This is a genomic window from Pseudomonas sp. LBUM1640 (assembly GCF_059716225.1).
Window position 1 is genome coordinate 5377870 of sequence record NZ_CP166816.1, and the last position, 19910, is coordinate 5397779.

General features: G+C 60.8%; 19 protein-coding genes. 12 read left to right on the plus strand and 7 right to left on the minus strand.

What is annotated here, in order from left to right:
- Positions 1 to 95: 95 nt before the first annotated feature.
- Positions 96 to 1154 carry an MBL fold metallo-hydrolase gene (locus tag ACA065_RS23710; RefSeq protein ID WP_497691761.1) on the minus strand — a complete coding sequence of 353 codons (1059 nt, stop codon included), beginning with the start codon at positions 1152 to 1154 and terminating at the stop codon, positions 96 to 98.
- A 122-nt stretch (positions 1155 to 1276) separates the two neighbouring features.
- Here ACA065_RS23710 and ACA065_RS23715 point away from each other — a divergent pair, with 122 nt between their 5' ends.
- The 4 genes from ACA065_RS23715 to ACA065_RS23730 all read left to right on the plus strand — a co-directional run bounded on the left by ACA065_RS23715 (position 1277) and on the right by ACA065_RS23730 (position 5330).
- Positions 1277 to 1903: a TetR/AcrR family transcriptional regulator gene (locus ACA065_RS23715; protein WP_497691762.1), complete on the plus strand. Its 627-nt coding sequence runs from the start codon at positions 1277 to 1279 to the stop codon at positions 1901 to 1903.
- 191 nt (positions 1904 to 2094) lie between these two features.
- Positions 2095 to 3153 carry a diguanylate cyclase gene (locus ACA065_RS23720; protein WP_497691763.1) on the plus strand — a complete coding sequence of 353 codons (1059 nt, stop codon included), beginning with the start codon at positions 2095 to 2097 and terminating at the stop codon, positions 3151 to 3153.
- A gap of 263 nt (positions 3154 to 3416) precedes the next feature.
- Entirely contained in the window at positions 3417 to 4736 is a 1320-nt protein-coding gene (locus ACA065_RS23725; RefSeq protein ID WP_497695412.1) for a methyl-accepting chemotaxis protein, read from the plus strand.
- Positions 4737 to 4811: 75 nt separating this feature from the next.
- Positions 4812 to 5330, plus strand: coding sequence for a DUF1003 domain-containing protein (locus ACA065_RS23730; RefSeq protein ID WP_497691764.1), 519 nt, complete (start codon positions 4812 to 4814; stop codon positions 5328 to 5330).
- 179 nt (positions 5331 to 5509) lie between these two features.
- Here the strand turns inward: ACA065_RS23730 and ACA065_RS23735 are convergent, their stop codons facing one another.
- A complete protein-coding gene (locus ACA065_RS23735) occupies positions 5510 to 6394 on the minus strand; it encodes a LysR family transcriptional regulator (RefSeq protein ID WP_497691765.1) in 885 nt (294 codons plus the stop codon).
- Positions 6395 to 6474: 80 nt separating this feature from the next.
- On the opposite strand from ACA065_RS23735, the gene ACA065_RS23740 reads away from it, so the two are divergent.
- Positions 6475 to 7182 carry a CTP synthase C-terminal region-related (seleno)protein gene (locus ACA065_RS23740; RefSeq protein WP_497691766.1) on the plus strand — a complete coding sequence of 236 codons (708 nt, stop codon included), beginning with the start codon at positions 6475 to 6477 and terminating at the stop codon, positions 7180 to 7182.
- A complete protein-coding gene (locus ACA065_RS23745) occupies positions 7179 to 7499 on the plus strand; it encodes an antibiotic biosynthesis monooxygenase family protein (protein WP_497691767.1) in 321 nt (106 codons plus the stop codon). Before ACA065_RS23740 ends, ACA065_RS23745 begins: the two co-directional genes overlap by 4 nt.
- 1196 nt (positions 7500 to 8695) lie before the next feature.
- Here the strand turns inward: ACA065_RS23745 and ACA065_RS23750 are convergent.
- Positions 8696 to 9019 carry a DUF2025 family protein gene (locus ACA065_RS23750; RefSeq protein WP_497691768.1) on the minus strand — a complete coding sequence of 108 codons (324 nt, stop codon included), beginning with the start codon at positions 9017 to 9019 and terminating at the stop codon, positions 8696 to 8698.
- A 231-nt stretch (positions 9020 to 9250) separates the two neighbouring features.
- Between ACA065_RS23750 and ACA065_RS23755 the strand changes: the two genes are divergently transcribed.
- From ACA065_RS23755 to ACA065_RS23775, 5 genes are all read left to right on the plus strand, one after another.
- Positions 9251 to 10378: a glycerophosphodiester phosphodiesterase gene (locus tag ACA065_RS23755; RefSeq protein ID WP_497691769.1), complete on the plus strand. Its 1128-nt coding sequence runs from the start codon at positions 9251 to 9253 to the stop codon at positions 10376 to 10378.
- Between the two features lie 101 nt (positions 10379 to 10479).
- On the plus strand, positions 10480 to 10785 hold the full coding sequence (locus ACA065_RS23760; protein ID WP_497691770.1) for a PepSY domain-containing protein: 306 nt from the start codon (positions 10480 to 10482) through the stop codon (positions 10783 to 10785).
- A 185-nt stretch (positions 10786 to 10970) separates the two neighbouring features.
- Entirely contained in the window at positions 10971 to 12143 is a 1173-nt protein-coding gene (locus ACA065_RS23765; protein ID WP_497691771.1) for a GAF domain-containing sensor histidine kinase, read from the plus strand.
- 100 nt (positions 12144 to 12243) lie between these two features.
- A complete protein-coding gene (locus ACA065_RS23770; RefSeq protein ID WP_497691772.1) occupies positions 12244 to 13266 on the plus strand; it encodes a transporter in 1023 nt (340 codons plus the stop codon).
- Between the two features lie 233 nt (positions 13267 to 13499).
- On the plus strand, positions 13500 to 15116 hold the full coding sequence (locus ACA065_RS23775) for an inorganic phosphate transporter (protein ID WP_497691773.1): 1617 nt from the start codon (positions 13500 to 13502) through the stop codon (positions 15114 to 15116).
- A gap of 123 nt (positions 15117 to 15239) precedes the next feature.
- Here the strand turns inward: ACA065_RS23775 and ACA065_RS23780 are convergent, their stop codons facing one another.
- Genes ACA065_RS23780 through ACA065_RS23790 form a run of 3 tightly spaced genes read right to left on the minus strand, consistent with a single transcriptional unit; the run spans position 15240 to position 17903 of the window.
- Complete coding sequence (locus ACA065_RS23780) at positions 15240 to 16214, minus strand: 5-oxoprolinase subunit C family protein (RefSeq protein ID WP_497691774.1); 975 nt, start codon at positions 16212 to 16214, stop codon at positions 15240 to 15242.
- Positions 16211 to 17089, minus strand: coding sequence for a 5-oxoprolinase subunit B family protein (locus ACA065_RS23785; RefSeq protein ID WP_497691775.1), 879 nt, complete (start codon positions 17087 to 17089; stop codon positions 16211 to 16213). Before ACA065_RS23785 ends, ACA065_RS23780 begins: the two co-directional genes overlap by 4 nt.
- A gap of 55 nt (positions 17090 to 17144) precedes the next feature.
- On the minus strand, positions 17145 to 17903 hold the full coding sequence (locus ACA065_RS23790) for a 5-oxoprolinase subunit PxpA (protein WP_497691776.1): 759 nt from the start codon (positions 17901 to 17903) through the stop codon (positions 17145 to 17147).
- A gap of 151 nt (positions 17904 to 18054) precedes the next feature.
- Between ACA065_RS23790 and ACA065_RS23795 the strand changes: the two genes are divergently transcribed.
- Positions 18055 to 18972: a LysR family transcriptional regulator gene (locus ACA065_RS23795; protein WP_497691777.1), complete on the plus strand. Its 918-nt coding sequence runs from the start codon at positions 18055 to 18057 to the stop codon at positions 18970 to 18972.
- Here ACA065_RS23795 and ACA065_RS23800 read toward each other — a convergent pair.
- Positions 18969 to 19865 carry a LysR family transcriptional regulator gene (locus tag ACA065_RS23800; protein WP_497691778.1) on the minus strand — a complete coding sequence of 299 codons (897 nt, stop codon included), beginning with the start codon at positions 19863 to 19865 and terminating at the stop codon, positions 18969 to 18971. The two genes, ACA065_RS23795 and ACA065_RS23800, sit on opposite strands and share 4 nt — an antisense overlap.
- Between the last annotated feature and the right edge of the window lie 45 nt (positions 19866 to 19910).

The following is a 19910-nucleotide window of genomic DNA, read 5'->3' on the forward strand; positions in this document are numbered from 1 at the left end:
CGAGAATTACATTCCCGGGATCATCGCACTCTCATCTGACGTTTGTCGCAAGGCTGAAACACCCTGAAAACTCATTTTTTCCGGTGCCCTTCGCTTCAGCCCGCAGCGTGCTCTTTCGCACCTTGAGTTTCCACCTCCAACCACCACGCATGCCCACGTTCAGGCTGGTTCAAACTGAAGGCCTGACCCATCGCCGGCGTGGTGATCGACACGTTGCGCTCCCAGGCCAGCGCCATGATGCGGTCGAACGGTTCGTGCCAGGCGTGGAAGGCCAAGTCGAAGGTGCCGTTGTGAATCGGCAGCAACCAACGGCCCTTGAGGTCGATGTGTGCTTGCAGGGTTTGCTCCGGCTGCATGTGCACGTGGGGCCAATCGACGTTGTAAGCACCTGTTTCCATCAGCGTCAGGTCAAACGGGCCATAGTGTTCGCCAATCCGTTTGAAGCCGTCGAAATACCCCGTGTCGCCGCTGAAAAAGATCCGCCGTGCGCCGTCGATCATCACCCAGGAACACCACAGGGTCTGGTTACCATCAAACAGGCCACGCCCGGAAAAGTGCTGGGCCGGCGTGGCGACAAAACGAATGCCATCCACCTCGGTGCCTTCCCACCAATCCATTTGACGAACCTTGCTGGCGTCCACGCCCCATTTAATCAGGGTGTCGCCCACACCCAGTGGCGCGAGAAAATACCGGGTTTTGTCGGCCAGTTGGACCACAGCCTTATGGTCAAGATGGTCGTAATGATTGTGCGAAAGAATCACTGCCTCCAGCGGCGGGAGGTCTTCAAGGCTGATAGGCGGCTGGTGGAAGCGCTTGGGCCCGGCCCAACTGAACGGTGAGGCGCGCTCGGCGAACACCGGGTCGGTAACCCAGAATTTACCGCGCATCTTCAGCAATACAGTGGAATGCCCCAGGCGGAAAACGCTGTGATCGGGAGCGGCCAACAGTTGCTCGCGCGTCAGCGGTTGCACCGGGATCTTGCCAACGGGCCGCGTGCTGCGTGGCTTGTTGAAAAGCATGTTCCAGAAAATCCGCAACGTCTTGCCAAAGCCGCCGTGTTGCACCGGGGCGTCGTTGCTGAAATGCCCTTGCTCCTGCTCGGCAGGCTTGGGTGCCGCTGGCGCTGGGTCGAGTCGGCTTGAAATCGTGGCCATTGCTGAGTGACTCCTACATTCCGCTCTATAATTACACTGCACAGTGTAGTTTCTAGATTGCAACAAAACCCGGAGCAAGTAAACTACCGAGTGTAATTTACCTTTAGAGCCGAACGCTATCCATGACTGCTCCCCAGCGCCTCACCGACCGTAAACGCGAAGCCATCGTGGCCGCGGCCATCGCCGAGTTTCGGGCTAACGGGTTCGAGGTCACCAGCATGGACAAAATCGCCGCCACCGCCGGGGTTTCCAAGCGCACGGTGTACAACCACTTCCCCAGCAAAGAAGAGCTGTTTGCAGAAATCCTTCACCAATTGTGGGCCAGTAGCGTTGCCCAGTTGGACGTCAGCTACGCCAGTGACCGCCCGCTGCGCGAGCAATTGCGCGGTTTGCTGCAGGCGAAAATGCAGATGATGTCGGACGCCAATTTCCTCGACCTGGCCCGTGTCGCGATTGCCGCCACCATTCATTCGCCGGAACGCGCGCAAGACATGGTCAACCGCCTGAGCAAACGCGAAGAGGGTTTCACCCAGTGGGTGCGCGCCGCCCAGCAAGATGGGCGACTGAGCTGCACCGACCCGGCTTTCGCCGCTCACCAGATACAAAGCCTGCTCAAGGCGTTCGCCTTCTGGCCCCAGATTACCCTGGGCCAACCGACGCTTGACGACGCCAGCCAAGCCAGCGTTATCGAGTCGGCTATCGACCTGTTCCTGGCCGGCTACGAAGTCAGCGCGCCGCGCCTGCAGTAAAAGTTGATTGCATGAACGACATTCCGGGTCGTTTTTAGCCAATTCGCACGCTGTGTTGCGCAAATGGCCTGGAAGGACACTGATTATTCCCACGCGAATAACTGACAATATTCACAAATTTTATCCGATCAACGGTTCCAGCCGCTGACGCACGCTGTCGTATCTGCAAAAAAGAGCTGACCCGGAAGATTATGGAAAACAGACGAGGCAAAGGGCTTTCATTTGCCAGGCGTATCTACAAGCCAAGGATCATCGGCCTGGGTATCGGTTGTATCAGTGTCGTCGGCGCCCTTTACCCTCTGGCGATGCCAGGCTGGGTCTGGGCGCTCCTGTTATTCAACGGTTATGCCTGGGCGCATGTGGCGTACCAGCTTTCAACACGCTCGCAGTTTCCCTACCAGGCTGAACAGCGCAATTTGCTCTACGACTCGCTATTGGGCGGCTTCTGGGCCGCTGCCACCCAATTCACGCCACTCACGGCCGTGACCATCCTGTCGATGATGGCCATGAACAATGTCGCGGCCGGAGGCAAGCGCCTGTTCCTGCGCGGGTTGCTGGCACAGGCTGCGGGTATCGGAATGGCGTGGGGGCTGTTCGGGATCAAGTTCAATCCCAATGTCAGCCTGACCCAGGTGTATACCTGCCTGCCGATGCTGACGCTGTATCCGATGGCCATCGGCATGGCCTGCTATCAGCTGGCAATCAAACTGTCGGAACACAAACGCTCCCTCAGTGCCCTGAGCCGCACAGACAGCCTGACCGGCCTGCTCAACCACGGTTCCTGGAAAGACCTGCTGCACTTGAAATTCCACAAGTGCCAACAGCTGCAAAGCCACGCCACCGTCGCCCTGATTGATATTGACCACTTCAAGCAAATCAACGATACCCACGGCCATATCGTGGGGGATGCCGTGCTGCGGCAACTGAGCCTGGAATTGCGCAGAGTCCTGCGGGCCAACGACTTGGCCGGCCGATATGGAGGCGATGAGTTCTGTGTGATTCTTCCGCAAATGCGCCTGGAAGAAGCCGCGAAGGTCATGGAACACATGCGTGAAACGTTCAGTAACTACCGCAACCCGCAGATCCCCGAACTGCGCGTGAGCCTGAGCATTGGCCTGGCGGACTTCCAGCCCTCCTTCAGCAATGCCGCGATGTGGCTCAACGCTGCGGACCGCGCGCTGTACGCGGCAAAGGCCACCGGCCGCAACCGGGTCAATGTCAGCGACTACGTTGTCGCCCATTCCGCCTAAGTCGTCCTACGACATCTCGTCTGAATCTTCTGCCGCCGCCCTGCCGCGATAGCATAATGCCGCTATTGGCCACACAGCCATCAAGAACGCGGCTGTGGTAGCGAACTTCTTGGCAGGCCAATCACTCTGAGTCCGTTGTTCACCCCCCCCTGTCGGCACAAGGAAGCTGACAATGAGCAAGTCAACCGTAAGGCCCGGCGCCCTACGGGGGCAGGCGCATATTCATGGATACCTCAGACGCGTGCTTCCCCGAGCCTTCGACCATGCTATTCAACGCCCATAAAAAAACCATCAATACCCTGCAACACACCAACGCCCAACAAGCCAGCATGCTGGATGCCATCGAGCGCTCCATGGCGGTGATCGAATTCGACCTGCAGGGCACCGTGCTGCGGGCCAATGACAATTTTCTGAAGACCATGAGCTATCGCGCCGAACAGGTGGTGGGCCAGCCCCACCGCACGTTCTGCACACCCGCGTTCGCCCGTAGCGCCGAGTACAACCAGTTGTGGACGCAGTTGCGCCATGGCCAATACCAATCCGGCACCTTTGAACGGGTGGCCGGAAACGGCCAGTCGGTGTGGCTGGAGGCTAGCTACAACCCGGTGCGTGATGACACAGGCCAGGTCATCAAAGTGGTGAAGTACGCGATGGACGTCACTCCCCGCCTGCAGGCCGAAAGCGAGGCCAACGCCAAGCTCGGCGCTATCGACCGCGCCATGGCGGTGATCGAGTTCACCCTCGATGGCACCATCATTACCGCCAACCCGAATTTCCTGCAGCGCATGGGCTACAGCCTGGCGCAGATCCAGGGCAAGCATCACCGCCTGTTCTGCAAGCCGGAGCTGGCCAACAGTTCGACCTACAGCGAGTTCTGGAAACGTTTGAACCAGGGCGAGCTGTTCAGCGGCCAGTTCGAGCGCATCGATAAAAATGGCCAAACCGTCTGGCTCGAAGCCAACTACAACCCGGTTTACGACGCCAGCGGACGCCTGTGCAAAGTGGTGAAATTCGCCTCCGACGTCACCGCCAGGGTGCAACAACATGCGGCCGACGCCGCAAGCGCCGCCCAGGCCTACCACATCTCCCTGAACACCCGCGACATCGCCGAAAAAGGCGCCGATGTGATCCAGCAAACCGCCAGTGGCATGCGCGAAATTGCCGCCGACATTGACAGCTCTTCGCAGTTGATCGCCAAGCTGGGCGAGCGCTCGCTGCAGATCACCGCCATCGTCAATACCATTCGCGGCATCGCCGACCAGACCAACTTGCTGGCCCTCAACGCCGCCATCGAAGCCGCGCGTGCCGGCGAACAAGGCCGCGGGTTTGCCGTGGTCGCCGATGAGGTGCGGCAACTGGCGGCGCGTACCAGCGGGTCGACGGCGGAAATCTCCAGCATGATCGCGATGATCCAAGAGCAAACCCGCCAAGCCATCGACAGCATGGAAGGCACGCGCGACCGGGCGGCCCTGGGCGTGGAGTTGGCCAACCAGGCCGGCACAGTGATCCTGCAGATTCGCGAAGGTACCGGCGAGGCAGTCCAGGCGGTGAGCGCGTTTGCCAACGAGCGGGGCAACAACTGACCCGATCTTCATGTGTCTGGCCGGGGGCTCGGTCTATAGTGCTGACTAGTCTTACGCTAAGGATTCGAGCCCGCCATGACCCCCGACAAGCCAGACGCCGCCCCCGTCGATCACCTGCGTTTTCACCGCGGCCACGCGCACCTGGCGCCGACCTTCGGTAACGACACCTTTGCCCTCAAGGCCGAAGCCTTCGCGCGTTTTTTTGGGACGCCCACCTTTCTCGGTGCACAAACCGCAATCGTGGTGTTGTGGGTCGTGTTGAACATCACCGGCATCACACACTTCGACGTGTACCCATTCATCCTGCTCAACCTGGCCTTCAGCCTGCAATCGGCCTACGCCGCGCCGCTGATCCTGCTGGCCCAGACACGCCAGGCGGCCCGCGACAAAGCCCAGTCCGACGCCGATGCCCAGCACCGTGAAGCCCTGGCCATCGCCAATACCGAGCGCCAGGCCCAGGCCGAGCAGACCACCCAACAGCTGATGGAACTGCTGGAGCAAAACACCCGCCTGACGGAGATGACCAAGCAACTGACCGAGCGTATCGAGACCCTGACCTGCGAAATGCATGAGCAGTTCATGCGCAAACCCTGAAAAAACAGCGATCTTGCGCGAGTAACGCCTGTGGGAGCGGGCTTGCCCGCGAAGACGTCGGCCCTGCAAACATTGATGTTGACTGAACCACCGCTTTCACGGGCGAGCCCGCTCCCACGGGGAGATCCTCGCTGCATTGAGCATTGTGTTCGCTTAACTGAATGGCATTAGCGCAAGCCCTAGTCACGAGGCAACCGAATGTGTCGCCCCAGCTCATCAAATAACGTCACCACCGAACGCAGCGCCCGGCAATCCGGGCGGGTCAGCAGCCACAATGCGCTGCCGCGCCCGGCCAATGCCGGGCCCAGCGGCTGCAGGCCATCGTCCAAGAGAAAATCCGGCAGCGCCGCCACGCCCATACCCGCGCGCACCAGTTCGGTGACCGACAACATGCTGTTGCAGCGATAACTGGGACGCACGCCCGGCAAGTGCTCACGGCGCCAGGCGACGGTGGGGTGATCGGGCAGGAAGTCATCCGGCGCGATCCAGGGCAGGTCGGCCAGCTCGCGGCCTGCATGCTGACGGGCGAAACCTGCACTGGCACACACCTGATAGGCCACCGAGCCCAGGCAACGGCCGACAAGATGCTCCGGCGGTGTCTTGGTCAGGCGCAGGGCAATGTCCGCATCGCGGCGGCTGAGGTTGGCGAAATCATTCGAGGTGCTCAACTCCAGGGTCAACGCCGGATACTCGGGCATGAACTGCGCCAGCGCCGGCAGCAGCAAACCTTGCAGCACCGAGTCGGTACAGGTCAGGCGCACGGTGCCGCTGATCACTTCACCGCCCTGTTCCACACCAATGCGCGCCGCTTCCAAGGCCTGCTCCGCGTGTTCAGCCTGCTGCGCCAGGTTGCTGGCCAAACTGGTGGGCAAGTAACCGGCGCGGCTTTTTTCAAACAGTGTCTGGCCCAGGGCGGCCTCCAGCCGACGCACCGCGCGGAACACCGTAGACACATCCACCCGCAACAGCGCCGCCGCCCGCGCCAGGGTGCCGCCACGCACCAAGGCGAGGATCAACGCCAGGTCCGGGTAGTCGATTTGATAGTGCGTGGCTGCATTGAGCATGTGGGCGAACGCCAATTTTGATTGCGTGGGCGCCAATCTATAGTGAGCACCAGGACACAACAAGCCAAGGGACCCACACGATGACAGCCAGCACCCTGCACCTCGCTCTGATCGGCGACTACAACCCTGACGTGATTGCGCACCAAGCCATTCCCGTGGCGCTGCAACAGGCGGCCGACGCCTTGGGCCTGAACGTCGACGTGCAATGGCTCGACACAGACTCGATCACGCCCACCACCCAACTGCATAGCTTCGACGGCTTCTGGTGCGTGCCCGCCAGCCCCTACCGCGACACCGACGGCGCCCTGCTCGCGATCCGTTTTGCCCGCGAGCACAAGCGCCCTTTCCTCGGCACCTGCGGTGGTTTTCAACACGCAGTGCTGGAATATGCCCGTAACGTATTGGGCTGGGCGGATGCGGATCATGGCGAACTGGCCCCAGAGGCCAAGCGCGCGGTGATAACGCCGCTCAACTGCGCACTGGTAGAGGCGACTGACACTGTGCGACTGGTGCCGTACACCCGCATCGCCGAGGCCTACGCCAGCCTGGATATCCATGAAGGTTATCGCTGCCGCTACGGCATCAACCCCGCGTTCGCCGACGCACTGCTCGAGGGCGACATGATCCCCAGCGGCCACGATTCGGCGGGTGATCTGCGCGCCATTGAGCTGATGGACCACCCGTTTTTCGTCGCCACCCTGTTCCAACCCGAACGCGCCGCGCTTAAGGGCATTACCCCGCCGTTGGCCACTGCCCTGCTCAAGGCCTGCCAGCAGGTGTCGCAATGATCGCCAACACACCCGCCCCGCCGTACTACGCGGTGATTTTCAGCTCATTGCGCACCGACGGCGATCAAGGCTACGCCCAGGCCGCCACGCGCATGCTGGAACTGGCGCGCGAACAACCGGGGTTTCTGGGGGTAGAGTCGGCACGCGAAGACGGCTTGGGGATCACCGTGTCCTATTGGCAGGACGAGGCGGCGATCCTGGCCTGGAAGCAGCAGGCCGAACATCGCGAGGTGCGCGAGCACGGGCGCGCCACTTGGTACTCGGCGTTTCAAACACGCGTGTGCAAGGTGGAGCGGGCTTACGCCTTCCAACATTGAAATGCTTTCCGCTGTGGGAGCTGGCTTGCCTGCGATGGCCATAGGTATCTACGCAACTTTTTGTGTTGAATTAGACCTGTGGCGGGTTTAGGTAGATTGAGTACATATCCGTTGTTTGGGTGATGGCTGAGATGGGTTCCGCCCTTACGGCGGGTCACTTTTGGAAAAGAGCCCCAAAAGTAACCAAAAGGGCTCTTGCCCCACCACTCGGCACCTCGCCTCCGGCTCGGTGTGCCCTCACGCAGGCTTTGGAGCGGGGGCCGCCGCGATGGGCCATCCTTGGCCCAGCGCGGCTAAACCGGCGTCCTGCCGGTTTACCCCCGCTCCAAAGCCTGCGTGAGGCCAGCGTGGTTTAACGGGGCGCCTAAGATCAAAATCAAGATCAAGATCTACAGCACGGCGGCCTAGTAGCCGACCTGAGTGGTTGAATCAAAAGCAAAGCCAAGGCGGCCTGGCAGCCGACCTATTTACTGAAGCTGTTCTCGGTCTAATTGTGGGAGCGGGCTTGCTCGCGAATGCGGTGTGTCAGTCAGCTTATTCTTAACTGACCCACCGCATTCGCGAGCAAGCCCGCTCCCACATTTGGAGCTCAGTACATCAGGTAGATGTGTGTACTCGGTCAAAGGTGGGAGCTGGCTTGCCTGCGAAGGCATCAACTGGGTTTGCCTGATGTACCGAGGTGTCTGCATCGCAGGCAAGCCAGCTCCCACAGAAAAGCAGCTCTGCTTCTGATCTGTTTTTGCCCTGTTTTTGCCCTGCTTTTGCTTCAACCACTCAGGTCGGCTACTAGGCCGCCGTGCTGTAGATTTTGATCTTGATCTGACAGGCCCCGTTAACCACGATGGCCGCACGTAGGCACGGTGGAGCGGGTAAACCGGCAGGGATGCCGGTTTAGCCGCGCTGGGCCAGGGATGGCCCATCGCGGCGACCCGCGGAAACGGGCCGGAGTGCGGGCATGCCGAGCCTAGGCGAGGCACCGAGTGGTGGGGCAAAGACCTTTTGGTTACTTTTGGGGCGTTTGCCAAAAGTGACCCGCTGTAAGAGCGGAACCATACGAAGCCGTTACCGCAGCAACGGATATGTACTCAATCTACCTAAACCCGCCACAGGCCTAATGCCACACAAAAAGTTGCGTAAATACCTATGGCCATCGCAGGCAAGCCAGCTCCCACATTTGCCTGCAAAACGACATCCGCTTAGCTGACCAAACTGCGCAACGCACTGATCTGCGGGATCTCCACCCGGCGCATGTACACGCGCAGCGGCTCGGTGATGTTGACGCGATCGTCGATGTTCTGGTCCAACAGCAGTTGAATGCGCTCTCGCGACAAAGTCATGGCGTGGTCGGCGGCCGGCAGCCAGACAAACTCGGCGGTGGGGATGATGCCGTCATCGGCGACGTCCATGCCGAAGGAGTCTTCGCTGAAACGTACGATGTACTGGCCGGTTTTGCGGTTCAGGCCGACAAAACCGTGGAGTTGGTCGGCGGCCTGGCAGATAAGCTCGGACGTGATGCGCATGGTAAACCTCACTGAAAAGTCCCACCTGGGACTGGAAAGATGGTTTACACGCGTGGCAGAAATTACTGCTCTCTAACGGGCAGCTCGGCCCAGAATACTGCAATGCAACACAAAAAAACCCAGAAAAATGCCTCGTGAGCACCTTAATGTCGGTTTGGAGATAGCGCCTTTCGCAATCAATTGTTAAAAAGGACACCTTCTCAAAGTTACCTCCACGAAAGGACTTCGCATATGCCTGTCACGTTTTCCAAGAGCGCCTTGCTGCTCGCGCTGATGCTCGGCCTTGGCCAGGCGCAGGCTAGCGACCCGATCAGCCCGGCTGAATTGGCGACAAACGAAGGCATTCCGTACCCGGCCGTCATTGCGCACCGTGGCGCTTCCTACGACGCCCCCGAATCCACCGCCGCGGCCTACAAGCTGGCCCGCGACCTGGGTGCCGACTACCTGGAAATGGACCTGCAGCGCAGTAAAGATGGCGTGCTGTTCGCCCTGCACGACAACAACCTGCAGCGCACCACCGACGTGGCCACCAAGTTCCCGGAGCGTAAAGACGCCCCGGCCAACGAATTCACCTGGGCCGAATTGCGCACCCTGGACGCCGGCAGCTGGTTCAACACCGCCTACCCGGACCGCGCCCGCCCTGCGTTCGTCGGCCTGAAAATCCAGAGCCTGGACGAGATCATCAAGATCGCCGAAGGCAACCCGCAGCACAAACCCGGCCTGTACATCGAGACCAAAGAGCCCAAGCAGTTCCCGGGCATCGAAGCCGACCTGAAAAACAAGCTGCTGGACAAGGGCTGGTTGAGCTCCGCCGGCTCCAAGCTGGGCAAGAGCAACACCGGCGTAGGCCAGGGCAAGGGTCGCGTGGTGCTGCAAACGTTTGAAAAAGACAGCTTGAAAGAGCTGCAGAAAGAAATGCCCAACACCCCGAAAATCCTGCTGTTGTGGGTTGGCCCAGGCAGCATCGAGCCCAAATCCGCGCAGACCTTCGCCGAGTCCGGCGAGCCAACCAAAGCCGCTTACTACGCCAAGCAAGAGCCGAAGGATGCCGCCGAGTTCGAAAAGTGGGTCGACGAAGCCAAGAGCCTCGGCGCCATCGGCACCGGCCCTTCGGCCGAGCTGACCAACCATGGCGACCAGAGCTACACCGACCTGGTGAAGCCTGAAATGAACAAGCTGACCCACGACAAAGGCCTGCTGGTGCACGTCTATACCGTCGATGAGCCAGTGGACTTCGAGAAAGTGATGAAAGCCGGCGTCGATGGCATCTTCACCAACCGTGCCGCCGAGCTGCTGAAGTTCTACAAGCGCTGGCCGTCGTCGAGTGTGCAGGACCTGCTGAAGGACAACGGTTACTAAGCGTCAGGCCACAATAGGTGTCAGTGCGCCATTAAGGATGAGTTAAGTTGCGCCGGTTAATCTGGCGCCACTTAAACAGCTCAACCAGAAGGACACACACCATGAAAACTTTGACTGCCTTGTTCGCCGCTACCGCCCTGACCCTGACTGCCGGTTTGGCCCAGGCGGATGTTCGCCCGGATCATATTGAAGGCCTGCTCAAGTCCGGCGCAGTCACGCCATTCGAGAAACTCAATGCCGCTGCCGTGGCCACCCACCCGGGTGCCAGCATCACCGACACCGAGCTGGACCACAAAAACGGTGTACTGGTTTATGAAGTTGACGTGACCGACACCGCCGGCAAGCGCTTTGAAGTGAAGCTCGACGCCAAGACCGGCGCAGTGCTGGAAAACAAGCAAGACACCTGAGTCAACCGCCAAAAAACCGCGCCACTTTTTAAGTGGCGCGGTTTTTTTATGCTCGCTCAAAAGCCAAGCGCAGGAAAAGTATCCACATAGTTAATGAAATTACACCCACAGCGCGCAAGGTCGCTAGAATCCCACTCATTGGCCTGGGCATAACGCCCACCACCTTTTCGGATCGAGATCGCTGCATGGGGCAGAAAGCCGTCGACATCGCCACTATTGGCCGAATCAGTGCCGTACCCGCGATGCTCAAAGTCATCAGCGACATGACCGGCCTGCGTTTTGCCGCCGTGGCGCGGGTAACCGAAGACACCTGGACCGCCTGCGCCGTGCTCGACCAACTGGAGTTCGGCCTCGGCGTCGGTGGTGAACTGGACCTGTCCACAACGATCTGCCACGAAATACGCGGCTCCCACGTCAGCGTGGTGATCGACAAGGCCAGCGAAGACCCGCTCTACCACGACCACCACACCCCGCGCATGTACCACTTTGAAAGCTACATCTCGGTGCCGGTGTTCCGCACAGACGGGCGCTTCTTCGGCACTATTTGCGCGTTGGACCCCAACCCGGCCGAACTGCGCAGCAGCACGATCCAATCGACCATGGAGTCGTTCGCCCGGGTGCTGTCGTTGCAGATTGAAGCCGAGGAAGCGCTGCAAAACACCCAGGCGCAATTGCAGGAAGAACGCGGCACCGCCGAACTGCGCGAGCAATTCATCGCCGTGCTCGGCCATGACCTGCGCAACCCGCTGTTCGCCATCAACTTCGGCGCCGAGCGGTTGCTGCGCAAACACTCGAACCCCGCAACCGACACCCTTGTACGCCACATCCTCGCCAGCGGCCGGCGCGCCTCGCAACTGGTTGAAGATGTCTTGGATTTCGCCCGAGGCCGCATGGGCAGTGGCATCCCGCTGCACCTTAACGACTGCCAGGACTTGCAGGACGCTTTGCAGCATGTGGTGCTGGAGGTGCAAAGTGTGCACCCGCAGCGCCTGATCCAGGCCGATATCGGCGACCTGCGCGGCGTCTACGGCGACCGCGATCGGCTCGCACAATTGCTCTCCAACCTGGTGGCCAATGCGATCCACCATGGCAGCCATGATGGTCCAGTGGACGTCACGGCGCGGGTTGAACATGGCCAGTTCAGGCTGACGGTGAAAAACCCCGGCCAGATCGACGAGCTCGCTTTGCCGCGGCTATTCCAGCCCTACTCGCGGCCGGTCAAAGACACGCCGCAAGCCGGCCTGGGCCTGGGTCTGTTCATCGTCAAGCAGATTGCCGATGCCCACGGCGGGCAGCTGCAAGTGTCGTCCAGCGCGCAAAATGGCACGCTCTTCACCTTCTCCCTGAAAACCCGCTGATCAGGTTTTCAAACCGTCACAAAATCGTCATCCCGCCTTGCAATGATTCGCCCACGCGAACCTGTGAAACGTCCTACAGGCGCTTTCTCTGCGAGCCTCCATGAACCACAGCATCGACCACGGCCATCAGGATCCCGATCTGTTTGGCCTGCTTTACGGTTTTCGTTTTCGACCCGGTGAAAAAGGCGAGCAGATTGATTCGGCTGCCGCGCTCGTAGCCTTACAGGCGCCGCAAGACCCGGAAGAGTTTCTATGGCTGCATTTGAACCTGGCCCACGCTGCGTGCGAACGCTGGATGCAGACGCACCTGTCGCTGCCTGAAGAGTTTTTTGAAGCCTTGCACGAAGGCTCACGCTCTACCCGAATTGAACACGTCGACTCAGCCCTGCTGGCGGTGGTCAACGACGTGGTGTTCAATTTCAGCAGCATGGTTTCATCGGATATTTCCACGCTGTGGGTGTGTGCTCGCAGCCGTCTGCTGGTGAGTGCGCGCCTGCAACCGTTGCACTCGGTGGATAAATTGCGCTCGTCGGTGAAGGCCGGTGAACGCTTTCGCTCGCCACTGGAGTTGCTGGTGCATTTGCTGCGCGACCAAGGCGAAGTGCTGACGCAGATCGTGCGCAAGACCAGCATCAGCGTCGACCATATCGAAGACCAGTTGCTGTCTTCGCGGCTGTCGACCAACCGCGCCGAACTGGGTGCCGCACGCCGGGTGCTGGTGCGCCTGCAGCGCCTGCTGGCGCTGGAGCCCGGCTCGCTGCTGCGCCTGCTTAATCGCCCGCCGCAGTGGCTGCAAAAGGAAGACGTGAAGGAGTTGCGCAAATCCACCGAGGAGTTTGCGCTGATCATCAACGACCTGATGGCCTTGGGTGAGCGCATCAAGTTGTTGCAGGAAGAAATCGCCGCCAACCTCAACGAACAAAGCAACCGCACGCTGTTCACCCTCACGGTGGTGACGGTGCTGGCGCTGCCGATCAATATCATTGCCGGTTTTTTCGGCATGAACGTGGGCGGCGTGCCGCTTTCCACCGACCCGGAAGGCTTCTGGATTCTGGTGGCATTGGTGGCGACGTTTACCTTGATTGCCGGGCGCTGGGCGTTTCGCAAAAGCAAAGATTACTAACTTGGAATGCAATCAAACTGTGGGAGCGGGCTTGCTCGCGAATGCGGTGGGTCAGTTAAAGAGAAGTTGACTGACACACCGCATTCGCGAGCAAGCCCGCTCCCACATTGGACCTGTGGTGTTTATTGGACCAGTGGCACGCCCAATTTCCCTAAACACTGACTTACCGCAGCATCTCTGTAACATTCTGCAATGATCATCAATGACATCCTCCCCACACTGGATGCTCCGGCATGGCCACCCCTTCCCTGACTGCCTCCTCCACCGCGTCACACGCAGACCCCAAACCCCGGCTGGACAAGAAACCCGGCCTGGTGACGGTGATCATTTTCTTCGCCGTGCTCGCCATGGGCCTGTTGTTCACCGCCTACAGCCTGATGCACGACATGCACGAACTCGGCACGGTGGTGACCACCTGGACGCCATTCCTGCTGCTCGGCGTGGCGTTGTTGATCGCGCTGGGTTTTGAGTTCGTCAACGGCTTCCACGACACCGCCAACGCGGTCGCGACGGTGATCTACACCAACTCGCTGCCGCCGCATTTTGCGGTGGTGTGGTCGGGCTTTTTCAACTTCCTCGGGGTGCTGCTGTCCAGCGGCGCCGTGGCGTTCGGCATCATTGCCCTGCTGCCGGTCGAGCTGATTTTGCAGGTGGGTTCGTCGGCCGGTTTTGCGATGATCTTCGCCTTGCTGATCGCCGCGATCCTGTGGAACCTCGGCACCTGGTGGCTGGGCTTGCCGGCATCGTCTTCGCACACCTTGATCGGTTCGATCATTGGCGTCGGCGTGGCAAACGCTTTGATGCACGGGCGTGACGGCACCAGCGGCGTGGATTGGAGCCAGGCGATCAAGATCGGTTATGCCTTGCTGCTGTCGCCGCTGATCGGCTTCGCCTTCGCCGCCTTGCTGTTGCTGGCCCTGCGCGCGTTTGTGAAAAACCGCTCGCTGTACAAAGCACCGAAGGGCGACACCCCGCCGCCTTGGTGGATTCGCGGCATGTTGATCGTGACCTGCACCGGCGTGTCGTTCGCCCACGGTTCCAACGATGGCCAGAAAGGCATGGGCCTGATCATGTTGATCCTGGTCGGCACCCTGCCGATGGCCTATGCGCTGAACCGCACCATGCCCGCCGAGCAGTCCTTGCAGTTTGCGGCGGTGGCCGAGGTGACCCAAGTGGCACTGATGAAAAGCGCCTCGCAGGTATTGCCGGGCGACCCGCGCCCAATCCTCTCGACCTACGTGCGCACCAAGGAAGCCACCCCGGAGCTGGTGCCGGCCCTCGCCGCCCTCGCCGGCCAGATTGGTGACGAAGTAAAAGGCTACGGCTCTCTGGCCAAAGTCCCCGCCGAGGCCGTCGGCAACGTGCGTAACGACATGTACCTGAGCAGCGAAACCATTCGCCTGATGGACAAGGACAAGGTCGGCAACTTCGACGCCGACACCCAAGGCAAGCTGAAACTGTTCAAGCAACAGATCGACAATTCCACGCGTTTTATCCCGCTGTGGGTGAAGATCGCCGTGGCCATCGCCCTTGGGCTGGGCACCATGGTTGGCTGGAAGCGCATCGTGGTAACGGTGGGCGAGAAGATCGGCAAGACCCACCTCACGTACGCTCAAGGTGCGTCGGCTGAAATGGTCGCAATGCTGACCATCGGCGCAGCGGATATGTATGGCTTGCCGGTGTCGACCACCCATGTGCTGTCGTCGGGTGTGGCCGGGACCATGGTGGCCAATGGCGGTGGGTTGCAGATGAAGACCATCCGCAATTTGCTGATGGCCTGGGTGCTGACGTTGCCGGCGGCGATTCTGCTGTCAGGCAGTCTGTACTGGCTATTCACCAAACTGTTCTGACACAACACTGTTAAAAACTGTGGGAGCGGGCTTGCTCGCGAAGGCGGTGTGTCAGTACCGAATAGGCTGGCTGACACACCGCCTTCGCGAGCAAGCCCGCTCCCACATTGGTCCTATGTGTTTTCAGGTATTGAACAAACCGCCCATTATTTTCAGCCGCTTCTTGTACACCCGCCGCGCCTCCAACGCCTCGTCCAGTGTCACCGCCACAAACCCCGCCCTTTGGTTCGGCTGCATCTGGCCGATCAAGTCCAGGTCCGCACTGATCACCGTGCCAATCATCGCGTAGCCACCGCCCGACACCGCATCCCTGTGCAACACAATCGGCTCCAACCCGGCCGGCACCTGGATCGAGCCAATCGGGTAGCAACTGTCGACGATGTTCGACGGATCCGACCCCGCGCCAAACGGCTGCTCGCGCGGCTGGAAGCTCAACGCACTGCCGCCCTTGAAGCGATAGCCGATCCGATCCGCCTCGGAGCCCACCGTCCACGGCTCGGCGAAAAAGCTGCTTTTGGCGCCGTCCGTCAGGCGTTCGTAATATAGCCCCGGCACCACGCGCAAGGTCACATCACCGCCCACTGAGCGGCGCAACGCCATCGGCAAACTGTTGCCCGCACGGCCCTGCCCGCTGGCCTCGCCAACCGGCAGTTCATCACCTTCCTGCAAACGCCGCCCCTGAAACCCACCGAGCGCGCCGAGGGTGTAAGTCGAGCGGCTGCCGAGTACCAACGGCACATCAATACCGCCCGCTACGGCCAGGTACGTACGCGCGCCCGCCTTGGGAAATTCAAAGCGCAACACCTGCCCGGCACGCACCTGGAACGCGGTGTCCTGGTGCACCACTTCACCGTCCAGGCGCGGCGACATCAGCGCACCGCTGAGTGCCACCAACGCATCGTGTTGAAACAGCAATTCGGGGCCAATCAGCGTGCATTCCAAACCCGCCGCGCCGAGCGGGTTGCCCACCAGATGGTTGGCGGCGCTCAAGGCGTACTGGTCCAGCGCGCCGGATGGCGGAATACCCAAGTGGTAATACCCTTCGCGGCCCAGGTCCTGCACGGACGTGGCGAGGCCGGGTTTGAGGACCTTGATCATGCCAGCGCCTCCTGCAGGGTTTTCGGATAGCCGACGGGGTCGGCGAGAAAGGCGTCGAGGGAAAATTCCACCGGGCGGATACGCAGGTCGAAACGCCCGGCGTCCACCTCGGCAACCGCCAGGTCATAGGCGTCACGGTCCATGGGTTTGAATTGCACAATGTCGCCTGGGCGAAAGAACACCATGTGTTCTTTGAGGTACGCCAACTGCTGCGCCGGGTCGTAGATCGGCGCCGGGGTCACGCCAAACATCTGGTAGCCACCAGCGCCACGTACCGAGTAGATGCAGCCAAAACAGCCACCATGGCCGAGGGTCAACTTGGGCGTGTCGGTGCGCGGGCGCAGGTACTTGGGCACCTGCAATTGCCGTTCACGCTCGACCATCTGGAACATGAACGGCAGGCCCGCGACAAACCCGACCATCGACACAAACCACGGCGCGCCGCTGTGGGCAGCGATAAACGCGTCCACATCGGCCAGGCCGTTGATGCGCGCGGCGTATTCCAGATCCGTGCCGGTAGGGTCTTGATGGCGGTCGCGAAAACGCATCAGGGTTTCATGGGTCCACGGGTCGTTGTAGAGCACCGGGATTTCGATGATGCGCGTGTGCAACGTGCGTTCGGCCACGGCCTGGGCTTCGGCGCTTTGCACGGCGTCGAGCAGTACATGCGGCGCAATACGGTCAGGGTCGAAGCGAATCTGGAACGACGCATTGGCCAGGCACACATCCAGCACGCCTTCCAGCGCCAGGCGCTCCACGGCGCGAGTCACCGCCATGCCTTTGAAAAAGGCCTGCAGGGACATGCTGTCGCTGACCTCGGCAAACAGGTGTTCATCACCGCCGAAGCTGTAGCGGATGGGGGACGTTTCAGCCATGTCTGTTCCTCTTGGAATCATTGTAGAAAGGCAGGCAAAAAGTGATGGTTCGATCTTATTGTGGGGTTCTGACTTCAATGCCCGCCTGGTCCAACGCTTCGCGGGTGGCCTCCACCAGTTCCAGCGCGCCGGGTGTGTCGCTGTGCAGGCAGATGGAATCGAATTCGATCACCAGGTCTTCGCCTTCCACGGTGCGCACCAAGCCGGTCTGACAAGCACGCAGTACCCGCGCCGCCACCGTTGCAGGATCCAGCGCGCGCACATTGCGAGTAAACACGATGGAGCCGGTCAGGTCGTACTCACGGTCGGCATAAAACTCGCGCACCACCGGCTGCCCGAGCTCCTTGGCAACACGCCAGATCACCGAGTTGGGCATGCAGTACAGCAACAGCGTCGGCTCGATGACTTGCAGGTTTTGCACCAGAAGCCGTGCGGCTTCCTCGTCGCGGGCCAGGTGCATGTAGAGCGCGCCGTGGGGCTTGATGTGTTGCAGGGGCACGCCTTGGGCGCGGGCGATTTCGCGCAGGGCACCGAGTTGGTAGAGGATGTCGTCCACCAGCTCCTGGGCCGGTGCATTGATATGCCGACGGCCAAACCCCACCAGGTCGCGAAACCCCGGATGTGCGCCGATGGCCACGCCGAGTTGCTTGGCGCGCGCGACGGTGCGGCGCATGGTGCCGGGGTCACCGGCGTGGAAGCCGGTGGCGATGTTGGCCGAGCTGATGTAGGCCATCAGTTCCGCGTCGACACCATCGCCGATGGTCCAGGGGCCGAAGCCTTCGCCCATGTCTGAATTGAAATCCACTGCCTGCATCGGGTTAGCTCCGCCAAAAGGTGATGGCTGAAAGTAGGCTGGCGCTTGACCCCTTGGGAAGATCTATTATCAGATAGGGTATCTTCTGAAAAACAGATACACGCGGATCGCTCCCACGCTCTGTGTGGGAGCGATCGGACCGGAGTGCTGAATGTCATTGACCTTGCGCCAAATCCGCTACTTCGTCGCCACCGCCGAGATCGGCCAGATTTCCCAGGCGGCCATCCACTTGAACATCTCCCAGTCGGCGGTGACCACGGCGATCAAGGAACTGGAAGCCATGCTCGGCGTGCAGCTGTTTGTGCGTTCGGCCCAGGGCATGAACCTGACCGACGCCGGGCGGCACTTTCTCAACCGCGCCTACGTGATCGTACGCAGCGTAGACGACGCGCTGAACAGCCCGCTGCCGGATTACCGCGCCAGCGGCGTGCTGCGCGTGGCGGCCAGCTACACGGTGCTTGGCTATTTCCTGCCGCATCACCTGCAGCGCATGGAACACTGGCACCCGGACGTGACCATCGAGGTCTTCGAGCAGGAGCGCCAGGCCATCGAACACGGCCTGCTCGACGGCCAGTTCGACATGGCCGTGGTGCTCACCGCCAACCTCACTCACCCGGATATCGTGTCCGAAATTCTGTTCAACTCAGAACGCCGCCTATGGCTGCCCAGCCACCACCCGTTGTGCGAACGTGGCGCGGTGAGCCTGGCCGATGTGGCGCAAGAACCCTACATTCTGCTCACCGTGGACGAGGCCGAACACAGCGCCATGCGCTACTGGGAACAGGCCGGGCAAACACCCAAGGTGCGGCTGCGCACCAGCTCAGTGGAGGCGGTGCGCAGCATGGTCGCCAATGGCAGCGGCGTGGCGATACTGTCAGACCTGGTGCACAGGCCCTGGTCGCTGGAAGGCAAGCGCATCGAGACGCTGACCGTGACCGACCCGGTGACGCCCATGAGCGTCGGCCTGGCCTGGCACCGCGAGCGCGCATTTACCCCGGCCATGCAGGCGTTTCGGGATTATTTCCACGATGCGTTCCTGGCGCCGCAGCAGTTGTCGGCGCGGCGTTAGAGCTGGGCTTGCAACGTGGCGGCCAGCCAATCCATGAACACCCGCACTCGTTGCGGTAAATGCCGTTGCCCGGCGTAGAGCAACGATACGTCCAGCGCCGGAGCGGGGTAGTCGGGCAACACGGCCACCAGTTCGCCGCTGTCGAGTAAATCGCGAATTCCCAGGGCCGGTACTTGCGTGATGCCGAAGCCACCCAGGCACGCGGATTTATACGCATCGGTGCTGTTGACCGTGACGCGCCCGGCCATCGGTACGCGGTGCACCTTGTTGCCCTGCTGGTATTCGAACCCCGCCGAACGTGAACCCAATGGCCGCACGTAATGCACCAACTGGTGATGCGCCAGGTCGGCCAAGGTCTCGGGCATGCCATGGCGCTGAACATACTCGGCGCTGACACAGTTGATCATCGGCATGCTGCACAGCAGGCGCGCTACCACTGTCTGGTCGGGCTGCGCGCCCACACGCAACACGCAATCGAACCCTTCGGCGAGCAGGTCGACCTGGCGGTCGGTGGTGCTGATTTCCAACTCGATCAACGGGTGCGCGTGCATGAACTCGGGCAGGCGCGGCAGGATCAAGTCCCGCGCCATTACGTTGGGCATGTCCACGCGAATGCGCCCGGTGAGTTGTGCTTCATCCTGGCGAAACAACCCTTCAAGTTCCTCCATATGCGCGAGCACATCCTTGCTGCGCTCATACAGTACGCGGCCGTCCTGGGTGGCCTGCACTTTGCGCGTGGTGCGCTGCAACAAGCGCGCCCCCAGCAGCTCTTCGAGTGCCTGCACATGCTCGGATACCGTAGAGCGCGGCAGGCCCAGGCTCTCGCCCGCCTGGGTAAAACTCGACAGTTCGGTGACCCGCACGAAGGTGCGCAACAGCTCAAGTTTGTTCATGGGATTGTTCGCCTTATCCGGCCAGTGATTCCGATTTATCTCTGT

Bases quoted from the DNA above. Each gene is read 5' to 3' on its own strand.
- ACA065_RS23710 (WP_497691761.1), bottom strand. From the start codon at position 1,154: ATGGCCACGATTTCAAGCCGACTCGACCCAGCGCCAGCGGCACCCAAG.
- ACA065_RS23715 (WP_497691762.1), top strand. From the start codon at position 1,277: ATGACTGCTCCCCAGCGCCTCACCGACCGTAAACGCGAAGCCATCGTG.
- ACA065_RS23720 (WP_497691763.1), top strand. From the start codon at position 2,095: ATGGAAAACAGACGAGGCAAAGGGCTTTCATTTGCCAGGCGTATCTAC.
- ACA065_RS23725 (WP_497695412.1), top strand. From the start codon at position 3,417: ATGCTATTCAACGCCCATAAAAAAACCATCAATACCCTGCAACACACC.
- ACA065_RS23730 (WP_497691764.1), top strand. From the start codon at position 4,812: ATGACCCCCGACAAGCCAGACGCCGCCCCCGTCGATCACCTGCGTTTT.
- ACA065_RS23735 (WP_497691765.1), bottom strand. From the start codon at position 6,394: ATGCTCAATGCAGCCACGCACTATCAAATCGACTACCCGGACCTGGCG.
- ACA065_RS23740 (WP_497691766.1), top strand. From the start codon at position 6,475: ATGACAGCCAGCACCCTGCACCTCGCTCTGATCGGCGACTACAACCCT.
- ACA065_RS23745 (WP_497691767.1), top strand. From the start codon at position 7,179: ATGATCGCCAACACACCCGCCCCGCCGTACTACGCGGTGATTTTCAGC.
- ACA065_RS23750 (WP_497691768.1), bottom strand. From the start codon at position 9,019: ATGCGCATCACGTCCGAGCTTATCTGCCAGGCCGCCGACCAACTCCAC.
- ACA065_RS23755 (WP_497691769.1), top strand. From the start codon at position 9,251: ATGCCTGTCACGTTTTCCAAGAGCGCCTTGCTGCTCGCGCTGATGCTC.
- ACA065_RS23760 (WP_497691770.1), top strand. From the start codon at position 10,480: ATGAAAACTTTGACTGCCTTGTTCGCCGCTACCGCCCTGACCCTGACT.
- ACA065_RS23765 (WP_497691771.1), top strand. From the start codon at position 10,971: ATGGGGCAGAAAGCCGTCGACATCGCCACTATTGGCCGAATCAGTGCC.
- ACA065_RS23770 (WP_497691772.1), top strand. From the start codon at position 12,244: ATGAACCACAGCATCGACCACGGCCATCAGGATCCCGATCTGTTTGGC.
- ACA065_RS23775 (WP_497691773.1), top strand. From the start codon at position 13,500: ATGGCCACCCCTTCCCTGACTGCCTCCTCCACCGCGTCACACGCAGAC.
- ACA065_RS23780 (WP_497691774.1), bottom strand. From the start codon at position 16,214: ATGATCAAGGTCCTCAAACCCGGCCTCGCCACGTCCGTGCAGGACCTG.
- ACA065_RS23785 (WP_497691775.1), bottom strand. From the start codon at position 17,089: ATGGCTGAAACGTCCCCCATCCGCTACAGCTTCGGCGGTGATGAACAC.
- ACA065_RS23790 (WP_497691776.1), bottom strand. From the start codon at position 17,903: ATGCAGGCAGTGGATTTCAATTCAGACATGGGCGAAGGCTTCGGCCCC.
- ACA065_RS23795 (WP_497691777.1), top strand. From the start codon at position 18,055: ATGTCATTGACCTTGCGCCAAATCCGCTACTTCGTCGCCACCGCCGAG.
- ACA065_RS23800 (WP_497691778.1), bottom strand. From the start codon at position 19,865: ATGAACAAACTTGAGCTGTTGCGCACCTTCGTGCGGGTCACCGAACTG.